Below are 16,684 nucleotides of genomic sequence, written 5' to 3'. Positions count from 1 at the left end.
TCGCGTGTCGCGCGGGTCGTTCCGTTCGTGGCCGGGCGCGCGCACGGTTCATCACGGAGAACTAATGAGGAACATGTCCCGGCACGCGTGCGTTGCGCATGCGGCCCGTTTGCTGATCGTGGCCGGGTGCGCGGGCCTGTTGGCGCCCGCGGCGTTTGCGCAGGCCGGCGTGCAGCCCGACGCCCACGCCAATGCGCAGCCCGAAGCGCAATCCACGGCGCCAGCCCCTGCCGCGGGCCAGCAGCCCCCCGGCTTCTATCGGCAGAAGATCGGCGACTTCACGGTGATCGCGCTGTCCGACGGCACCCATCCGTTTCCGGTCGACACGGTGTTTCGCGACATCTCGAAGGACGAGATCCGGCGCGACCTCGACCGCGCATTCCTGGAGCCGCCGGTGCAAGGGTCGATCAACGCATTCCTGGTCGATACCGGATCGAAGCGGATCCTCGTCGATGCGGGCGCCGGCACGTTGTACGGCGACTGCTGCGGCAAGCTGCTCGACGACCTGCGCGCGGCCGGCTATGCCCCCGGGCAGATCGATGAAGTGCTGCTCACGCACCTGCACAAGGACCATGTCGGCGGCATTGCGTCGAACGGCGCGATGACGTTTCCGAATGCCGTCGTGCGGGTGAACGCCGTCGAGGCCGCGTATTGGCTCGATCCCGCCAACAAGGCGCAAGCGCCGGCGTTCCTTGCGTCGTTCTTCGATGCGGCCGCCGCGGCGGTCGCGCCTTACGTCGCGGCCGGCCGTTTCAAGACGTTTCGCGGCGAAGCGACGCTCGCGCCCGGCATTCGCGCGGTGCCGATGCCCGGCCATACGCCGGGCCATACGGCTTATCTGATCGAGAGCGGCCATGCAGGCCTGCTCGCGTGGGGCGACATCGTGCACGTGGCGGCGATCCAGTTGCGCGACGTGAACGCGACGGTGCAGTACGACAGCGATGCCGGCACCGCCCGCCGCACGCGGCGGGACACGCTGAAGCGCGTCGCCGATCGACGCTATCTCGTCGGTGCCGCGCATATCGCGTTTCCCGGGCTCGGCCACTTGCGCCGGGACGGCGCGCAATACGACTGGGTGCCGGTGAACTATGACGCGACGCCGGTGCGGTGACGGCCCGGCGTGCGTCCCTGCCGCCGATCAGCGCGACCGTGCGCGCCGCCACGCGCCGGGCGGATGACCGACGATCCGCGCGAAGACGCGGTTCAGATGGCTCTGGTCGGCGAAGCCGCACGCGACCGCGATGTCGGCCAGCGTCATGTCGGACGTCTCGATCAGGTCGCGCGCGCGCATCACGCGCTGTTCGAGCAGCCACTGGTGCGGCGTGCGGCCGGTGGTGCGCGAGAACGCGCGGATGAAATAACCGCGCGACAGATCGCATTCGTTCGCCACTTCCTCGATCGATACGCCGAGGTCCGCCTTTTCCATCAACAGTTCCTGGGCGAGCGCCACCTTCGCGGGAGACAGCACGCCCTTGCGCTCGAGCTCGCGCGTGCGCGCGTTGCCGTAGCGGCGCACCAGATGCGTGCCCATCGCGAGCCCGATCTGCTCGATGAACAGCGCGTTCAGCGGGCCGCCCGCGTCGAGGCTGTCGGCTACCGCGTGCGCGAGATGGCCGAGGACCGGATCGCGTACGTCGGGGCGGCACGTGAGGCCGCCGATCGCCTGGCCGCCGTGCTCGGGGCCGACGCGTTCGAGATACGCATGCGGCAGCTCGACCAGCACGAAGTCGAAGTTGCCGTACAGGTCCGCGTGGAAATGACGGGAAAAGTCGCGAATGTAGATCGAGTGATGCTGGAACCGGCGCTCGCTCGCGCCGGCGCGCCCATAGAGCGTGCGGCGGTGGCCGCCACTCAGCGACACGCCGACCAGGAAGCCGCGATCGCACGCGGGCATCTCGATGCGTTCGACGTGCGCTTCGCGCATGCATTTGCGGTGCAGCTTCAGGCCGCCGGATGTCGTTTCGACATCCTTCGCCAGCAGGCTCGACACGCAGCCGAGCGTGTCTTTCGGCCGCCGTGGAGGCGATGCCACCGGCGCGGCGATGACGGAGTCTGACATGGAATTCCCCAGCGAGGGACTCGGAGCGTGAAACGACGAGTCCAGTTTAGATGCGCACGCGAACGTTCAAAATGAATTTGCATAAACGTCCGCTCGTCATCCTGACAAATTGATTTCAATGCGTGCGTGCGGTGACTGCGTGTCCCGGCGCAACGCCTGCGCGAGCGGCCCGGCAGAGTATAGCGCCCCACTTTTACATGCAAGTGATCGTGCCGGTCGCGTTCGCCCGGAATGCGCGGGCAGCGCATTTTCCTTCAAGATTTTCTGCGACTGTCCGTCTACACTCGGTCCGGAATTCGATATTTTCCGTCCGGTGCAACGGTGCGCCGGACGCGGACTTCCTGCCGGGTGAACTGCCGCGTTCATCCGGCAGTCATCCCGAGGGACCGGAGGCGGCCATGATCCAGATCGGAACTTTGTCGGTGGATTTCGAGCAACGCGACATTCGCCGTCACGGCGCGTCGCTGCGCATCGGCGCGCGCGCGCTCGACATTCTCGAAGTCCTGCACCGCGCGAGCGGGTCGGTCGTGTCGAAAGACGACATCATGGATGCGGTCTGGCCGGGCCTGATCGTCGAGGAAAACCGGCTTCAGGTGCATGTGGCGACGCTGCGCAAGGCACTCGGCGCGAGCCGCGATCTGATCAAGACGGTGCCCGGCCGCGGCTACCTGCTGGTGGCGAGCGCGTCGTCCGGCCCGGACCTCGTGTCCGCGGCCGAGGCGCCGGCCGTCGAGCCACCGCCGGCCGTCGACGCACCGCCCGATGCCGCCGTGTCGTCGCTGCTCGCGCCGCTCGTCGGGCGCGACGCCGAACTCGCGCAGATCGTCGACATGCTCGAACGCACGCCGGTCGTCACGCTCGTCGGCGCGGGCGGCATCGGCAAGACGAGTCTTGCCGTGCGCGTCGCGCACGGCGTGCGCAGCCGTTCGCTCGAGCGCGTGCTGTTCGTGGAGCTGGCGCGCGCGTCGACGCGCGACGACATGCTGATCGCACTCGCCACCGAGCTCGGCCTCGATACGCAGGGCGTGCCGGCCATCGAGCGCATCGGCGACGCGTTCGCGACGTCGCGCTGCCTGCTCGTGCTCGACAACGCGGAGCACATCGTCGATCTGGTGGCGAGCCTCGTCGAAACGCTGACGTCGAGCGCCGGCTCGCTGCGCGTGCTCGTGACGAGCCGCGAGCCGCTGCACATCTCGGCCGAAGCGGTGCTGCGCATGAGCCCGCTCGCTGTGCCGGACGGCAACGCGTCCGTCGACGAAATCGTCCGCTGTTCGGCCGTCGAGCTGTTCCTGGAGCGCGTGCGCGCGGCCGCGCCGGATTGCGCGATCGACGAAGCCGGCGTGCGGCTGATCGGCGACATCTGCCGGCGCCTGGACGGGCTGCCGCTCGCGATCGAGCTGGCCGCGGCGCGCGTGGCGACGCTCGGGCTCGCGGTCGTCGCATCGCGCCTCGACGACCGGCTGAACCTGCTGACGGGCGGGCTGCGCTCGGCGCTGCCGCGGCATCAGACGCTGCGCGCGACGTTCGACTGGAGCTACGTGCTGCTCGATCGGGCCGCGCGCGCCCTGTTTCGCCGGATGGGGTGCTTCATCGGGCCGTTTTCGTTCGATGCTGCGCGCGCGGTCGCCACCGAGCCCGGCACATCGGCCGCGGACCTGATCGCGGTGCTCGGCGAGCTGGTGGCGAAATCGCTGGTGACGGTCGAGTTCCATGGCGCGTATGCGCGCTACCGGCTGACCGAATCGACGCGCGCGTACGCGCTGGAAAAACTGCACAACGAAGGCGAGTTCGAGCGCATCGTCGCGCGCCACGCGGAATACGAGCGCGAGCGTGCGCCCGTGCGTCTCGTGGCGCCCGCGACGCTTGCCGACGCGCCGCCCGCGGATGCGCCCGCGCCGGCCGTGGACGAACCGGCGGACGCCGCCGAGGCTGCCGGCGTGCCCGAGCCCGACCGGCTGGCGCGCGCGCTGCTGGAGCCGTCGCGGATGCGCGCGTGCACGGCGCGTGCGCGCGAGGTGCTCGACGCACTCGACACGGGCGACGCGGGCCCGGTCGACGCCGCGCGCGAGATGCGGCTGCGGGCGGCCTGCGCGTCGGCACTGCTGCATACCGACGGCGACGCTCTGGCCGCGGCCGCGATGTGGGACCGCACGCTCGGTCTCGCCACGCACATCGGCGACGATGCGTTCGACGCGCGCGCGCTGGTCGGGCTGTGGAACACGATGCTGACGCTGTCGGACATTCACGAATCGCTGCGCTACGCGACCCGCTTCGAGCGGGCGGCCGAGCGGCGCGGCGACCGATCGCAGCGGTTGCTGGCGAATACGATGGTCGCGACGTCGCTGCATTACTTCGGCGAGCACGCGCAGGCGCGCGAGCGGCTGGAAGCGGTGATGGCCGAGCTCGCCGACGCGGGCGAGCCGCCGTGCGCGCAGGCCGCGCTGGGCGTCGACATGGCGACGCTGGGGCGCACGATGCTGATCCGTCTGCTCTGGATGCAAGGCGAGCCCGAGCACGCGATGCGCGTCGCCGCGCAAGCGGTCGAGCATGCGCATCGCAGCCCGTCGCCGCTCACGCTGTGCATCGTGCTCGGCGCGGCCGCCGTGCCGATCGCGCTGCGCTACGGCGATCACGACATCACCTCCGACTATCTCGCGACGCTGCGCGCGACCGCCGACGCGCACGGTTTCGACATCTGGCGCAGTCACGCGGAATGCCTGACCGGCCAGTTCGACATCCAGGCCGGCCATCCCGGCGCCGGCCTCGCCCGGCTCGAACCCGCCCTGCGGCGCGTCGAGGCGAGCGGATTCCGGCGCGTGCTCGCGCCGTTGACCGTCGCGTACGCGGAGGGCCTCGTGCGGACCGGCCGCGCGGATGAAGCGCGCACCCGGCTCGATGCGACGCTCGCGCGCTGCCGCGCGCACGGCGAGCATCTGTTCGTGCCCGAGCTGCTGCGCGTGAGAGGCGTCGCGATGCTCGAACAGGCGCGCACCGTCGGCGCGGATCTCGCCGCGGCGTACGAGGCCGACGGGCATCGCCATCTGCAGATGGCGATCCAGACCGCGAACGCGCAGGGCGCCGCGATGTGGGCGCTGCGTGGCTCGCTCGATCTCGCCGATCACCTGATCGAACGCGGGCACACCGCGCAAGCGTCGGCGCTGGTCGCCGGGGTCGCGCGGCACTTCGATCCGCATTCGCGCGCGCACGACGTGCGCCGCTTGCTGCGGGTGCAGAACTTCGTTCGTCAGGATGCGCCGCTCGCGCCATGCCTGACGCGCACGCGACGCGATGCCGCCGACGCGGCGCAGCAGGCGGCATAACGATGCGCGCATCGGGTGCAGCCGCGCGGCCGCGCGATCGCAGCATGCGTGCCGATGCGCGCGGTGCGGCCGCTTTCCAGGCAGCGGCGAGACGCAGGATGTGCCGCGCGGCGTCGCACGCAGGCGCGCACGGGAGGCCCGACGGTGCTTAGAGCGACGGAACCCGCGCGTTCGGCGGACCTCGTCGTGTTCAACGGCAAGATCGCGACCCAGGACGAACAGCGCTCGTTCGTCCGCGCGCTCGCCGTGAAGGACGGGACCATCGTCGCGACCGGCGACGATCGCGACGTGCTGCGCCATGCGCACGACGACACGACCTGCATCGACCTGAACGGCCGTACCGTGATTCCGGGCCTGATCGACGCGCACCTGCAGGCAATCCACGGCGGCATGAACTTCAACCTCGAGGTGCGCTGGGACGGCGTGCCGTCGCTGGCCGACGCGCTCGACCTGCTGGGCCGGCAAGTGCGACGCACGCCCGCGCCGTACTGGGCGCGCGTGGCGGGCGGCTGGACCGCGCTGCAGTTCGCGGAAAAGCGCGGCCCGACGGCGGCCGAACTCAACGAGATCGCGCCCGACACGCCGGTATTCATCCAGCATCTGGGCGACTGCGCGTGGCTGAATGCGGCCGCGCTGCGCGCGCTCGGCTACGGGCGCGACACGCCCGATCCGCCCGGCGGCGAACTGCGGCGCGACCGCCATGGGCGGCCGACCGGGCTGCTGCTCGCGCGAGCGGACCCGGCGGTGCTGTTCGCGGCGCTCGCACGCGCGCCGATGCTCGATGCGGCCGACCGGGTCAACTCGACGCGGCAGTTCATGCACGCGCTGAACCGCGTCGGCGTGACGAGCGCGATCGACGCCGGCGGCGACGGCCTCGCGTATCCGGACGACTATGCGGCGGTCGCGACGCTTGCGCGGCGCGGCGAATTGACGACGCGTATCGCCTATGCGCTGGGCGCGCGGCACGCCGGCCGCGAGCTCGACGATTTCGCGAAATGGATCGCGCTGACCGCGCCCGGCGACGGCGACGCGTTCCTGCGCGCGAGCGGCGCGGGCGCGCGGCTGCTGTGCTCGGCAGTCGATCTCGGGAATTTCCTCGAACCGCGCGTCGACCTGCCCGCGTCGATCGAGGTGGAGCTGGCGGCCATCGTCCGGCTGCTCGTGCACCATCGCTGGCCGTTCCGGTTGCATGCGACCTACGACGAATCGATCGGCCGCTTCCTCGACGTGTTCGAAGCGGTGGATCGCGACACGCCGTTCGGCGGGCTGCGCTGGTGCTTCGACCGTTGCGAGACGATTTCGGATGCCAATATCGCGCGGGTCGCGGCACTGGGCGGCGGCATCACCGTGCAGCCGCGCATGGCGTTCCAGGGCGAAGCCTTCATCGCGCGCCATGGTGCGGCAGCGGCCACGCGCGCGCCGCCGATCCGCGCGATGCTCGCGGCCGGGCTACCGGTCGGCGCGGGTTCCGGCGCGACGGGCGCGGCGAGCTACAACCCGTTCGTCGCGCTGTACTGGATGGTGTCGGGGCGCTCCGTCGGCGGTACCGCGCTGTATCCGGCGCGCAACCGACTCGGCCGGATGGAGGCGCTGCGCCGCTACACGGTCGGCAGTGCGTGGTTCTCCGCGGACGAGCATCGCAAGGGCGCGCTGGTGCCCGGCCGGTACGCCGATTTCGCGGTGCTGAGCGACGACTACTTCACGGTCGACGCGCGGCGCATCCCGGCGTTGACGTCGGTGCTGACGGTCGTCGACGGCAAGGTCGTGCACGCGGAACAGGAGTTCTCGCCGCTTGCGCCGCCGCCGCCACCCGTCAGCCCCGCATGGTCGCCGGTCGCCGCAGGCGGCGTCGACGATGCGGCCTGCGCCGACGCAGCGAGCGCCGACGCGCGCGATGCTCCGCACGCATCGGCGGCGGGCGACGCGTGCGCGGTGCCCGGCATCGATGCGTGCCGTGCGCGCGGTCACGGACGCCGCTTCGCGCGGCCGCGCTATCCGACCGCAAGTGCGGCCGCCGAACGCTGCGAAGCCTTCGGCCGCTGCTGCGTCGCGTTTTGAGCGGTGCGTGCCGGTGCGCGCCGCGCTGCACGTCGGGCGCCGCCGGGCATTGAACGATTTTCCGCCCCTGCTACGGGGCATGAAGGAGACAGAATGAATGTTGCGCACCCGCGCACATCGGTCACCGGCGACGAAGTGGCCGGCGTTCGCATTCCGCGCACGCCCGTTGCGGTCGAGGCAGCCGACGCGGCCCGCGCGTCGTTGCCCGCCGCGCTCGCCGATCATGCGGCGCGCGTGTTCGTGTTCGCGTCGCTCGCCGCGCGGCGTGCAGGCGACGCATGCGACGCCGACGCACTGTACGTCGCCGCGATGTACGCGAACATGGGGTTGAGCCCGGCGTACTGCCGGTCGACCGAACGCTACGAGCTCGACGGGGCGGATGCCGCGCACGCGTTGCTGCTGCGGCACCGCCGGTCGCGGCGCATGCGCGACGACGTGTGGCATGCGATCGCGCTGCATACGACGCCGGGGGTGGCCGCCCGCGCGTCGCCGCTCGCGCGCGCGTTGGCAGGTGCGGTGTCGACGGACCTGATGGCGACCGACTTCGACGCCTATACCGCCGACGAGCGCACGGCGCTGCTCGCGACTTACCCGCGCGGCAGCGGTTTTAGCGAAGTGTTTCTCGACATGGTCGCGCGCGGCGTCGCGCATCGGCCGCAGTCGACGTTCGGCACGTGGAGCGCGGACGTGCTCGAACGCGCGGATCCGGATTGTCATCGGCCGAATTTCTGCGGGCGCGTGCTGGGCGCGCGGTGGAACGACACGTGACGGCGCCGGTCCGGCGTGCGGCAGCCGGACGTACGACCGGCTGCGTCGCGACACCGCGCCCGGCATGCCGAACCTTGCACGCCGCATGCGTGGGTCACGCGTGCGATTGCGCCGCGTCGTGCCGCGCATAGTCGACGTAGCCGGCGCGGTCGCCGCCGTACCAGCCGGCGGCCTTCGGTTCCGCGAGCGGCGCGCGGGCCGCGATGCGCTCGACGAGATCCGGGTTCGCGATATACGCGCGCGCAAACGCGACGAGATCGGCGTCGCCCGCGTCGATCAGCGCGTTCGCCGCATCCGGTGAAATACCGCCGTTGACGATCAGCGTGCCGTGGAACGACCGGCGCGCGTGATCGACGATGCGCGGCAGGTCAGGTTCGCCGCTCCAGCCGTTGGTATCGGCCGCGTGCAGATAGGCGACGCCCGCTGCGTCGAGCATCCGGCCGACGTACGCGAGTGTCGCGTCCGGATCGGCGTCGCGCACGTTGTTGTATTTCGCGTACGGCGAGATCCGCACGCCGACGCGGCTCAACGGCATCACGCCGCCCACCGCATCGACGATTTCCTCGAGAAAACGCGCGCGGTTCGCGACCGATCCGCCGTAGCGATCGTCGCGGCGGTTCAGCGTCGACGACAGGAACTGGTGCGGCAGGTAGCCGTTGGCGGCGTGGATCTCGACGCCGTCGAAGCCCGCGGCCATCGCACGCGCGGCCGCCTGCCGGAATTCGTCGACGGTCGCGACGACTTCATCGGTCGTCATCGCGCGCGACGGCGTCGCATGAATCTTCGTGTAGTAGCCGTTCTGCAGCTGCGCCCAGACCTGCAACTGTTCGAGGTCGTCGTTCACGCCGGACGGCGACAGCGGCGCGGCGCCGTCGAGCAGCGTCAGCGAGCTGACGCGGCCGCCATGCCACAGCTGCGCGAAGATGCGCCCGCCGTTCGCGTGGACGGCATCGGTGACGATTTTCCAGCCGGCGGCCTGGGCTTCGTCGACCAGCCCCGGCGTCAGCTCGAATGCCGCGGAGGCCCGGCTGACGTTGGTAGCTTCGGTCACGATCAGGCCGGCCGACGCGCGCTGCGCGTAGTACTCGGCCATCAGTTCGGTGGGCAGCCCGCGCGACGGCGCGCGCGAGCGCGTCATCGGCCCCATCACGACGCGGTTCGGAAGCGCGAGGCCGCGCAGATTGTAGGCACTGAGCAGGGAAGACATGATGGACTCCTTTCCTTTGACGAAGGGCGGGGCAACGACGCACCCCGCGAACGGATCGGTTTGACGAAGGGGCGGCGGGTCAACCCGCGGCGTGACGTTGCGCGTGCGGCCGCCCGACGAGCAGGTAGTGCGCGAGCGCGACGATCGGGAATGCGCCGGCCACCGCCGCGACGAGCGGCCAGCCGCCATGCGCGTACAGCGGGCTCGCGAGCGCGGAGCCGACGGCGCCGCCGACGAAGATGCTCGTCATGTACAGCGCGTTCAGCCGGTTGCGGCTGGCCGCATGCAGCGCGTAGATCTCGCGCTGGCCGAGCACCATGTTCATCTGCACCGCGAAGTCGAGCACGATGCCGGTGACGACGAGCCCGTACAGGCCGGCGCCGTGCACGAACCCGACCGCATACGCCAGCGCGCCGGCGACGAGCGCGATCAGCGTCGCGCGCACCGTATGGCCGGCGTCCGCGAGGCGCCCGGCCACCGGCGCCGACGTCGCGCCGATCGCGCCGACCAGCGCGAACAGGCCGATCGCCGATTGCGACAACCCGTAGTGACGCGTCAGCTCGACGGGCACGGCGGTCCAGAACAGGCTGAACGACGCGAACATCAGGCCCTGGTAGAGCGCGCGGTGGCGCAGGACCGGCATCGTGCGAACGAGGTGCAGCAGCGAGCCGATCAGTTCGAAATAGGTCGCGCGGTGATCGGGCTGGCGCGACGGAATCGTCAACGCGAGCACGACCGTGACGAGCGTCATCAGCACGGCCGCCGCCGCGAACACGAAGCGCCAGCCGAACGCGTCGGCGACGACGCTCGACAGCGGCCGCGCCAGCAGGATGCCGAGCAGCAGCCCGCTCATGATCGTGCCGACCACCCGGCCGCGCGAATGGTCCGGCGCGAGGTGCGCGGCGAGCGGCACGAGGATCTGCACGGCCACCGAGCTGAACCCGATCAGCAGCGAAATCGCGAGAAAGAGCCCGGGCGTGCGCACGAGCGCCGCCGCCGCGAGGCTCGCGATCGACACGACGGCTGTCACGATCATCAGCTTGCGGTTCTCGAGCAGGTCGCCGAGCGGCACGATGAAGAACAGGCCGAGCGCGTAGCCGATCTGCGTCAGCGACACGATCAGGCTCGCCGTGTTGCCGGACATGTGCAGGCCCGGCGCGATGAGCTCGGTGATCGGCTGCGCGTAGTACAGGTTCGCGACGATCGCGCCGCAGCTGAAAGCGAACAGCAGGATCAGCCCCTGCGTGAGTTTGACGCCGTGCGCGGGCGGCGCGAGCGGTGTTGAATCCGTTGACATGGTCGACTCCTGGAAAAGAGAAAGGCCGGACACCGAAGCGTCGCGCCGGCGTTGAACTTGCCCGGCCGCGCTATGGTGCATCGCATTGCCGCCAATACTATTGATCAATCGATAAAGCCGGAAGCGAGACGCCGCGCAATCGAGCGTTGCGCGGCACGCAAAGGTGCCGCGCCGCATGGGGTCAGCCGCGCTTGCCCTGCAGCGTCGGAATCTGCTCGAACAGGCCCGCGAGCCAGTCGACGAACACCTTCAGCTTGACCGGGATGTGGCGATTGGGCGGATACAGCACCGAGATCGGCTTGGGCGGCGCGTTGAAACCGGTCAGCACCTCGCGCAGCCGGCCCGACTTCAGGTACGGCTCGACGAGGTACAGCGACGTCTTGATCAGGCCGATGCCGGCGACGCCGCACTCGATGTAGTTGTCCGCGTCGTTGACGGCCACCGTGCCGCACATCTGCACGATGCGCGGCTCGCCGTCGACGACGTAGTCCCACACGCGCGGCCGCCCGGTGTCGGCCGAGATGTGGCTGACCGCCAGGTGCTGCGCGAGATCGTCGACGGTCGCGGGCTCGCCGCACCGCGCGAAATACGCGGGCGAGCCGCAGGTGCAGGTGGTCAGGCTGCCGATCCGCCGCGCGATCATCCCCGAATCGTCGAGCGCGCCGATGCGCACCACGCAGTCGACGCCTTCGCCGACGAGGTCGATCTGCCGGTCGGTCACACCGAGTTCGATCATGATGCCCGGATGCGCGTCGAGAAACGCCGGCAGCGCGGGCACCACGACCTGCTTGGCCATTGCCGGCGGCAGGTTCACCTTCAGCCGGCCGCGCGGCACGTTGCGGGCCTGCGACACCGACGCCTCCATGTCGTCGATCTCGCGCAGCACCGCGACGGAACGTTCGTAGTAGGCCTGACCGTCCTCGGTCAGCGAGATCCGGCGCGTGGTGCGGTTCAGCAGCCGGCAGCCGAGATGCTGCTCGAGTGCGCTCAGCAGCGCGGACACGCGCGGCGTGGTGAGGCCGGTCGTGTCGGATGCACGCGTGAAGCTGCCGGTTTCGACGATGCGCGTGAACACGCGCATCGAAAGCAAGGTATCCATCGTCGGAAGTTCTCCAGCCTGTCGGCTCGCCGCGCCGGGACGTGTCGGCGCTGTCTTGTCCAATATCGGGTATCGCCCGCCGGGCGAACCGCTATGCGTCGATGCGCTTTCTCAGCGCGTCGCCGGCAAACGGCATTTCGCGCATGCGCTGGCCGGTCGCGTCGAAGATCGCGTTGGCCAGCGCGCCGGCGGTCGGCCCCATCGACGCCTCGGCCGCGCCGAGAAATGGCGCGCCGGGGCGATTGACCAGATGGACCTTCACGTTCTGCGGCACGGCCGAGAAGCGCAGGATCGGGTAGCTGCTCCAGTCGAAGCTGCGAATCCGCTCGGTGTCGTACTTCAGCGCCTCGTACAGCGTCCAGCTCGCGGCCTGCACGATGCCGCCCTCGATCTGGTTGCGGATCCCGTCCGGCGACACGATCTGGCCCGCGTCGACGGCGGCTTCCGCGTGTTCGAGCGTCACCTGGCCGGTTTCCGGCACGACCGACACCTCGACCGCGATCGCGACGTAGGCCATCAGGTTCTTGTACTTGCCGAACGCGAAGCCCACGCCGCGGTTGCGCGCACGCGGCGGCCGCGGCCAGCCGAAGTGCGTCGCGGCGAGCTTGATCACCTGCCGCGCGCGATGGTCTTCCATGTGACGCAGCCGGAATTCGACCGGATCGACGCCGGCCGCATGCGCGAGTTCGTCCATGAAGCTTTCGATCGCCCAGACGTTGGTGTGCGCGCCGAGCGAGCGCATCGCGGACGTCTGCAGCGGCATCGTCGGCGAGAAGTTGTTGACGATGTGCTGGTTCGGCAGCGCATACAGCGGGATCGCGTTGCGATCGCCGCCGCCCTCGGGCTGCAGCATCGGCGTCGACGGCGCGGGCACGAACGGCGGCTCCAGCATGCGCGCGGGCAGCAGCCGGCCGGCGTTGACGATCCGCTCGTTGTGCGAGCTGCTCCACAGCGCATAGTTCCAGTCGACGATGCGGCCGCTCGCATCGAGCGATGCGCTGACCTCGGTCACCATCGCCGGCGTGAAGTGATCCCACGTGTGTTCCTGTTCGCGCATCCATTGCACGCGGATCGGCTTGCCGGGCATCGCGGCCGCGATCAGCGCGGCATGTGCGGCTGCGTCGTCCGCCGCGTTGTGTCCGTAGCAGCCCGACCCTTCGGTGTGAATGCAGCGGATGCTCGCCTTCGGCATCGACAGCATCTCGGCGAGCGCGTCGCGCAGCGGGTAGACGCCCTGCGAGTGGGTCCACACCGTCATCGTCCCGTTCTCGATATGCGCGACTGAACACGACGGCCCGATCGACCCGTGCAGCAGGTAATTCTTGAGGAACGTCGCGTTGAGCGTCTTCGTGGCCGGCGCGGTGGCCGCGTGCGTGTTCGCGATCTCGATGCGCTGCGTCGAGATCCGTTTCAGGTCCGCGTGCACGGTGCTGCGCTCGGGCAGCTTGCGGCCCGGCGACCAGCGGCAGCCGGCCGCGAGCGCGCGCTGCGCGACCACCGCTTGCCACTCGCCCTGCGCGACCACCGCGAGCATGCTGCCGTTGCGCACGATCCGCACGACGCCCGGCAGCTTCAGGATCGCGGCTTCGTCGAACGACAGCAGCTTCGCGTCGTACACCGGCGGCATCACGACGCGCGCGTGCAGCATGCCGGGCAGCTGCATGTCCTGCACGTAGCTGACGCCGCCCGTGACCTTGTTCGGGATGTCGACGCGCGGCAGCGACGTGCCGATCACGGCGAACGTCGCCGGGTTCTTCAGCGGCGACGTGGGCGCCGCGTTGCGGTGCAGGTCGACCGTGCGGATCGCGTCGCCGTAGGTCATCGTGCGGCCGTCCGGCGCCGTGATCACCGCGTCGGCGGTCGTCAGCGTGCGCGGGTCGACGCCGAAGCGTTTCGCCGCGCCTTCCACCAGCAGCGCGCGCACCTGCGCGGTCGCGTTCAGCAGTGCGGAGCCGCTGTCCGCCATCGTATGGCTGCCGGCGGTCAGCCCTTCGTCCGGCGACGCGCCGGTGTCGGCGGTCAGGAACGTGATCAGCGACGGCTTCATGTCGAGTTCCTCGGCGGCCACCTGCAGCAGCGCGGTGCGCACGCCGGTGCCGAGCTCGACCTTGCCGGTAAACACGGTGACCTTGCCGTCGGGCGTGATCTTGACCCATGCATCGAGCAGCGGATTGGTCTTCAGGCTGCCGGCCAGCGTCTGAGTGGCTTTTGCCACGTGCACGGCCGCGCCTTCGTCGGCGATCACCAGCTGCGCGGCCGCGCGCGACGCAGGCGCGAGACTGAACGCGACGAACAGCGCGCCGGAGACGATGAAGTGCCGGCGGCCTTCGTCGATGTCGTCGTGGGAATTCATCACAGCCCCTTGCTGATCGTGACGGGAGCGGAAGCCGGTTCGGGGGGCGGCAGCCCCGCGACCGAGCGCACCGCCGCGAGAATCCGCATGTGCGTGCCGCAGCGGCACAGGTTCGGTTCCATGTGCGTGCGCAGTTCCTGTTCGGTCGGCTTCGGGTTGCGTTCGAGCAGCGCCTGCGCGCGCATGATCATCCCGGCGATGCAGTAGCCGCACTGCGCCGCCTGATGCTCGATGAACGCGCGTTGCAGCGGGCCCGGATGCTCGGCGGTGCCGAGGCTCTCGATGGTGCGCACGCTGCGCGCGCCGACCGCGGCCACCGGCATCAGGCACGAGAAGGTCGGCTTGCCGTCGACGATCACGGTGCAGGCGCCGCATTGTCCGAGGCCGCAGCCGAACTTCGCGCCATGCAGGTGCAGGTCGTTGCGCAGCGCATACAGCAGCGGCGTGGACGGATCGATGTCCAGCGTGTGCCGCACGCCGTTGACGGTGAGGGTGATCATCGTACGGTGTCCTCTTTTCTGAGCTTCGCGGCCATCGCGTCGACGCCCGACCAGGCGGGACGATCGGTATAGGTCTCGCGCACGTACGCGGCGAGATCGGCGATCTGCGCGTCGTCGTACTGGTCGATGAATGAAGGCATGTAGTTCAGCGTGTCCTCGCCGTGCCAGCCGATGCCGTTGAACATCATCTGGATCGCGTTGCGCGGCGTGTCCGCGTTGACTGCCGTGCTGAACGAAAGCGTCGGCCGCTCGCCGATCGACTGCATCGGCGCGGCCGGCCCGTGGCACTGCGCGCACGACGCCTGGAACAGCGTCGCGCCGCGCTGCGCGGCCGGCGTCGTCGCGGCGCGTTCGACCGGATTCGCAGCCGCACGCGCGTTCGCCGGCTTCTGGATCGACAGGATGTACGCGGCGATCGCTTCGACGTCCTCGACCGGCACCGTCGCGAGGTCGCGCGTGACCGGCAGCATCGGGCCGGCCGCTGCGCCGTGCTCGCTCGCACGGCCGGTGCGCAGGTAGGTGACGAGCTGCGCCTGCGTCCATGGCCGCGCGGCACCGGCGAGCGTATTGAGCGGCGGCGCTTCCCAGCCGTCGACGATGCCGCCGTCGAACGCGCGGCCGCTGCGTTCGCCGCCGATCGCGTTCAGCGGCGAATGGCACGACGCGCAGTGGCCGAGCCCGTCGACGAGCATCCTGCCGCGGTTCCATTGCGCGGACTGCGCGGGGTCGGCTTGGTACGCGCCTTCGCGCAGGAACAGCACGTTCCAGAACGCCACCAGCGGCCGGAAGTTCAGCGGAAATATCAGGTCGTTGGCGGGCGTCGTCGCGTGTACCGGCTCGCGGGTCATCAGGTACGCGTAGGCGGCGGCGATGTCGTCGTCCGACATCCGCGTGAAATGAATGTACGGAAACGCCGGGTAGAGCGGCTGCCCGTTGCGTCCGATGCCGGTGCGCAGCGCACGGGCGAATGCATCGCGCGACCAGCGGCCGATGCCCGTTTCGGCGTCCGGCGTGATGTTGGTCGCATAGATCGTGCCGAACGGCGTCGCGAGCGGCAGCCCGCCCGCGAACGGCTTGCCGTCCTTCGCGGTGTGACACACGATGCAGTCGCCGAGTGCGACGACGCGCGCGCCGGCGCGCACCAGTTGCGGATCGAACGAAGCAGGAGCGGGCGGATCGATCGGCGCGATCGACGGCCGCACCATGATGCCGATCGCGACCGCGATGCCGACGACCGCGACTCCCGCCGCGCCGAACCAGAGTCGTTTGTGCTTCATGCGCGCTCCACGCGACGTGGTGCGCCGCAAGTCATGCGATGCGCGGCAACACCGGACGATGCGTGTCGGCCATGCGTGGTCGTCCGATGCGGCCGCGACCGTCTTGCGGCGCGCCGGTGATTGGCGACGGGGATCATTTTGTCACTCCAGCAGTCGATAACGAGCGCAAGCGCGGTCCTGCGCGGCAGCTCATGAACGCAGTCTACGCAGCGGCCGCGATCATTGCCTGAAGCGGCGCTGAAACGTTCTGAACGGTGTCCGGCGCCGGATCGGCCGGGGTTCGGCGCCGCAGACGGATGACGGACGCGCACCGTCGCGGCCGCCCCGCGCGTCGCGTCACGACGGAATCTCGCCGGCGACGACTTCGTCCGCGTAGCACCAGATCCAGCGCTCGCCGGGCTCGATCGAGCGGACGAGCCGGTGGCCGGTTTCGCGGAAATGCCGGCTCGCGTGGCGATTCGGCGACGAGTCGCAGCAGCCGACGTGCCCGCAGACCAGGCACATCCGCAAATGCACCCAGCGGCTGCCCGATTTGACGCATTCCTCGCAGTAGTCCTTGTCGGTGTCGAACACGCGTGCTTCGTCGAGATGCGTACAGGCGTTGGCCATCTTGCGCTCCGATGCCGGCGCGGGGGTGATGCTTGCGGCGGGGCCGGCGCGAGGCCGCAAGCGGGACGGATACGCGGCATTGTGCAGCGTCGCGTCGCGGCCGGACCTTAATTGTCATGAAGCGGCCCGCGCGGCGC

Annotated in this window: 12 protein-coding genes; 4 read left to right on the top strand and 8 right to left on the bottom strand. The window is 70.1% G+C overall.

Annotation, left to right across the window (positions count from 1 at the left end; genetic code table 11):
• Nucleotides 1–64: 64 nt before the first annotated feature.
• Nucleotides 65–1,111, top strand: coding sequence for an MBL fold metallo-hydrolase (locus tag HWX03_RS29070; RefSeq protein WP_175873643.1), 1,047 nt, complete (start codon nucleotides 65–67; stop codon nucleotides 1,109–1,111).
• A gap of 27 nt (nucleotides 1,112–1,138) precedes the next feature.
• On the opposite strand, the gene HWX03_RS29065 is transcribed toward HWX03_RS29070, so the two are convergent.
• Nucleotides 1,139–2,059, bottom strand: coding sequence for an AraC family transcriptional regulator (locus tag HWX03_RS29065; RefSeq protein WP_175873642.1), 921 nt, complete (start codon nucleotides 2,057–2,059; stop codon nucleotides 1,139–1,141).
• Nucleotides 2,060–2,457: 398 nt separating this feature from the next.
• Here HWX03_RS29065 and HWX03_RS29060 point away from each other — a divergent pair, with 398 nt between their 5' ends.
• The 3 genes from HWX03_RS29060 to HWX03_RS29050 all read left to right on the top strand — a co-directional run bounded on the left by HWX03_RS29060 (nucleotide 2,458) and on the right by HWX03_RS29050 (nucleotide 8,205).
• A complete protein-coding gene (locus HWX03_RS29060) occupies nucleotides 2,458–5,379 on the top strand; it encodes a winged helix-turn-helix domain-containing protein (RefSeq protein ID WP_175873641.1) in 2,922 nt (973 codons plus the stop codon).
• 144 nt (nucleotides 5,380–5,523) lie between these two features.
• Complete coding sequence (locus HWX03_RS29055; protein ID WP_175873640.1) at nucleotides 5,524–7,437, top strand: amidohydrolase; 1,914 nt, start codon at nucleotides 5,524–5,526, stop codon at nucleotides 7,435–7,437.
• A 93-nt stretch (nucleotides 7,438–7,530) separates the two neighbouring features.
• The gene (locus HWX03_RS29050; RefSeq protein WP_175873639.1) at nucleotides 7,531–8,205 is read left to right on the top strand and encodes a phosphohydrolase; all 675 of its coding nucleotides are present in this window, start codon (nucleotides 7,531–7,533) and stop codon (nucleotides 8,203–8,205) included.
• A gap of 94 nt (nucleotides 8,206–8,299) precedes the next feature.
• On the opposite strand, the gene HWX03_RS29045 is transcribed toward HWX03_RS29050, so the two are convergent.
• The 7 genes from HWX03_RS29045 to HWX03_RS29015 form a co-directional block, all read right to left on the bottom strand.
• A complete protein-coding gene (locus HWX03_RS29045) occupies nucleotides 8,300–9,412 on the bottom strand; it encodes an alkene reductase (protein WP_175873638.1) in 1,113 nt (370 codons plus the stop codon).
• 79 nt (nucleotides 9,413–9,491) lie between these two features.
• Entirely contained in the window at nucleotides 9,492–10,709 is a 1,218-nt protein-coding gene (locus HWX03_RS29040) for an MFS transporter (RefSeq protein ID WP_175873637.1), read from the bottom strand.
• A gap of 181 nt (nucleotides 10,710–10,890) precedes the next feature.
• On the bottom strand, nucleotides 10,891–11,808 hold the full coding sequence (locus HWX03_RS29035; RefSeq protein WP_175873636.1) for a LysR family transcriptional regulator: 918 nt from the start codon (nucleotides 11,806–11,808) through the stop codon (nucleotides 10,891–10,893).
• A 91-nt stretch (nucleotides 11,809–11,899) separates the two neighbouring features.
• Nucleotides 11,900–14,161 (bottom strand): molybdopterin cofactor-binding domain-containing protein, encoded by a 2,262-nt coding sequence (locus HWX03_RS29030; protein WP_175873635.1) that lies wholly within the window; start codon nucleotides 14,159–14,161, stop codon nucleotides 11,900–11,902.
• Nucleotides 14,161–14,661, bottom strand: coding sequence for a (2Fe-2S)-binding protein (locus HWX03_RS29025; protein WP_060266436.1), 501 nt, complete (start codon nucleotides 14,659–14,661; stop codon nucleotides 14,161–14,163). Before HWX03_RS29025 ends, HWX03_RS29030 begins: the two co-directional genes overlap by 1 nt.
• A complete protein-coding gene (locus tag HWX03_RS29020) occupies nucleotides 14,658–15,938 on the bottom strand; it encodes a cytochrome c (RefSeq protein WP_175873634.1) in 1,281 nt (426 codons plus the stop codon). Before HWX03_RS29020 ends, HWX03_RS29025 begins: the two co-directional genes overlap by 4 nt.
• 336 nt (nucleotides 15,939–16,274) lie before the next feature.
• The gene (locus HWX03_RS29015; protein WP_174433151.1) at nucleotides 16,275–16,547 is read right to left on the bottom strand and encodes a UBP-type zinc finger domain-containing protein; all 273 of its coding nucleotides are present in this window, start codon (nucleotides 16,545–16,547) and stop codon (nucleotides 16,275–16,277) included.
• Nucleotides 16,548–16,684: the final 137 nt, after the last annotated feature.

This window comes from Burkholderia sp. BCC0397 (assembly GCF_902832865.1).
Taxonomy (GTDB): domain Bacteria; phylum Pseudomonadota; class Gammaproteobacteria; order Burkholderiales; family Burkholderiaceae; genus Burkholderia.
This window is presented reverse-complemented; position numbering and strand designations above follow the sequence as displayed.

What these genes read in the sequence shown, in the direction of transcription:
- HWX03_RS29070 (WP_175873643.1), top strand. Translation starts at nt 65, where the DNA reads ATGAGGAACATGTCCCGGCACGCGTGCGTTGCGCATGCGGCCCGTTTG.
- HWX03_RS29065 (WP_175873642.1), bottom strand. Translation starts at nt 2,059, where the DNA reads ATGTCAGACTCCGTCATCGCCGCGCCGGTGGCATCGCCTCCACGGCGG.
- HWX03_RS29060 (WP_175873641.1), top strand. Translation starts at nt 2,458, where the DNA reads ATGATCCAGATCGGAACTTTGTCGGTGGATTTCGAGCAACGCGACATT.
- HWX03_RS29050 (WP_175873639.1), top strand. Translation starts at nt 7,531, where the DNA reads ATGAATGTTGCGCACCCGCGCACATCGGTCACCGGCGACGAAGTGGCC.
- HWX03_RS29045 (WP_175873638.1), bottom strand. Translation starts at nt 9,412, where the DNA reads ATGTCTTCCCTGCTCAGTGCCTACAATCTGCGCGGCCTCGCGCTTCCG.
- HWX03_RS29040 (WP_175873637.1), bottom strand. Translation starts at nt 10,709, where the DNA reads ATGTCAACGGATTCAACACCGCTCGCGCCGCCCGCGCACGGCGTCAAA.
- HWX03_RS29035 (WP_175873636.1), bottom strand. Translation starts at nt 11,808, where the DNA reads ATGGATACCTTGCTTTCGATGCGCGTGTTCACGCGCATCGTCGAAACC.
- HWX03_RS29030 (WP_175873635.1), bottom strand. Translation starts at nt 14,161, where the DNA reads ATGAATTCCCACGACGACATCGACGAAGGCCGCCGGCACTTCATCGTC.
- HWX03_RS29025 (WP_060266436.1), bottom strand. Translation starts at nt 14,661, where the DNA reads ATGATCACCCTCACCGTCAACGGCGTGCGGCACACGCTGGACATCGAT.
- HWX03_RS29020 (WP_175873634.1), bottom strand. Translation starts at nt 15,938, where the DNA reads ATGAAGCACAAACGACTCTGGTTCGGCGCGGCGGGAGTCGCGGTCGTC.
- HWX03_RS29015 (WP_174433151.1), bottom strand. Translation starts at nt 16,547, where the DNA reads ATGGCCAACGCCTGTACGCATCTCGACGAAGCACGCGTGTTCGACACC.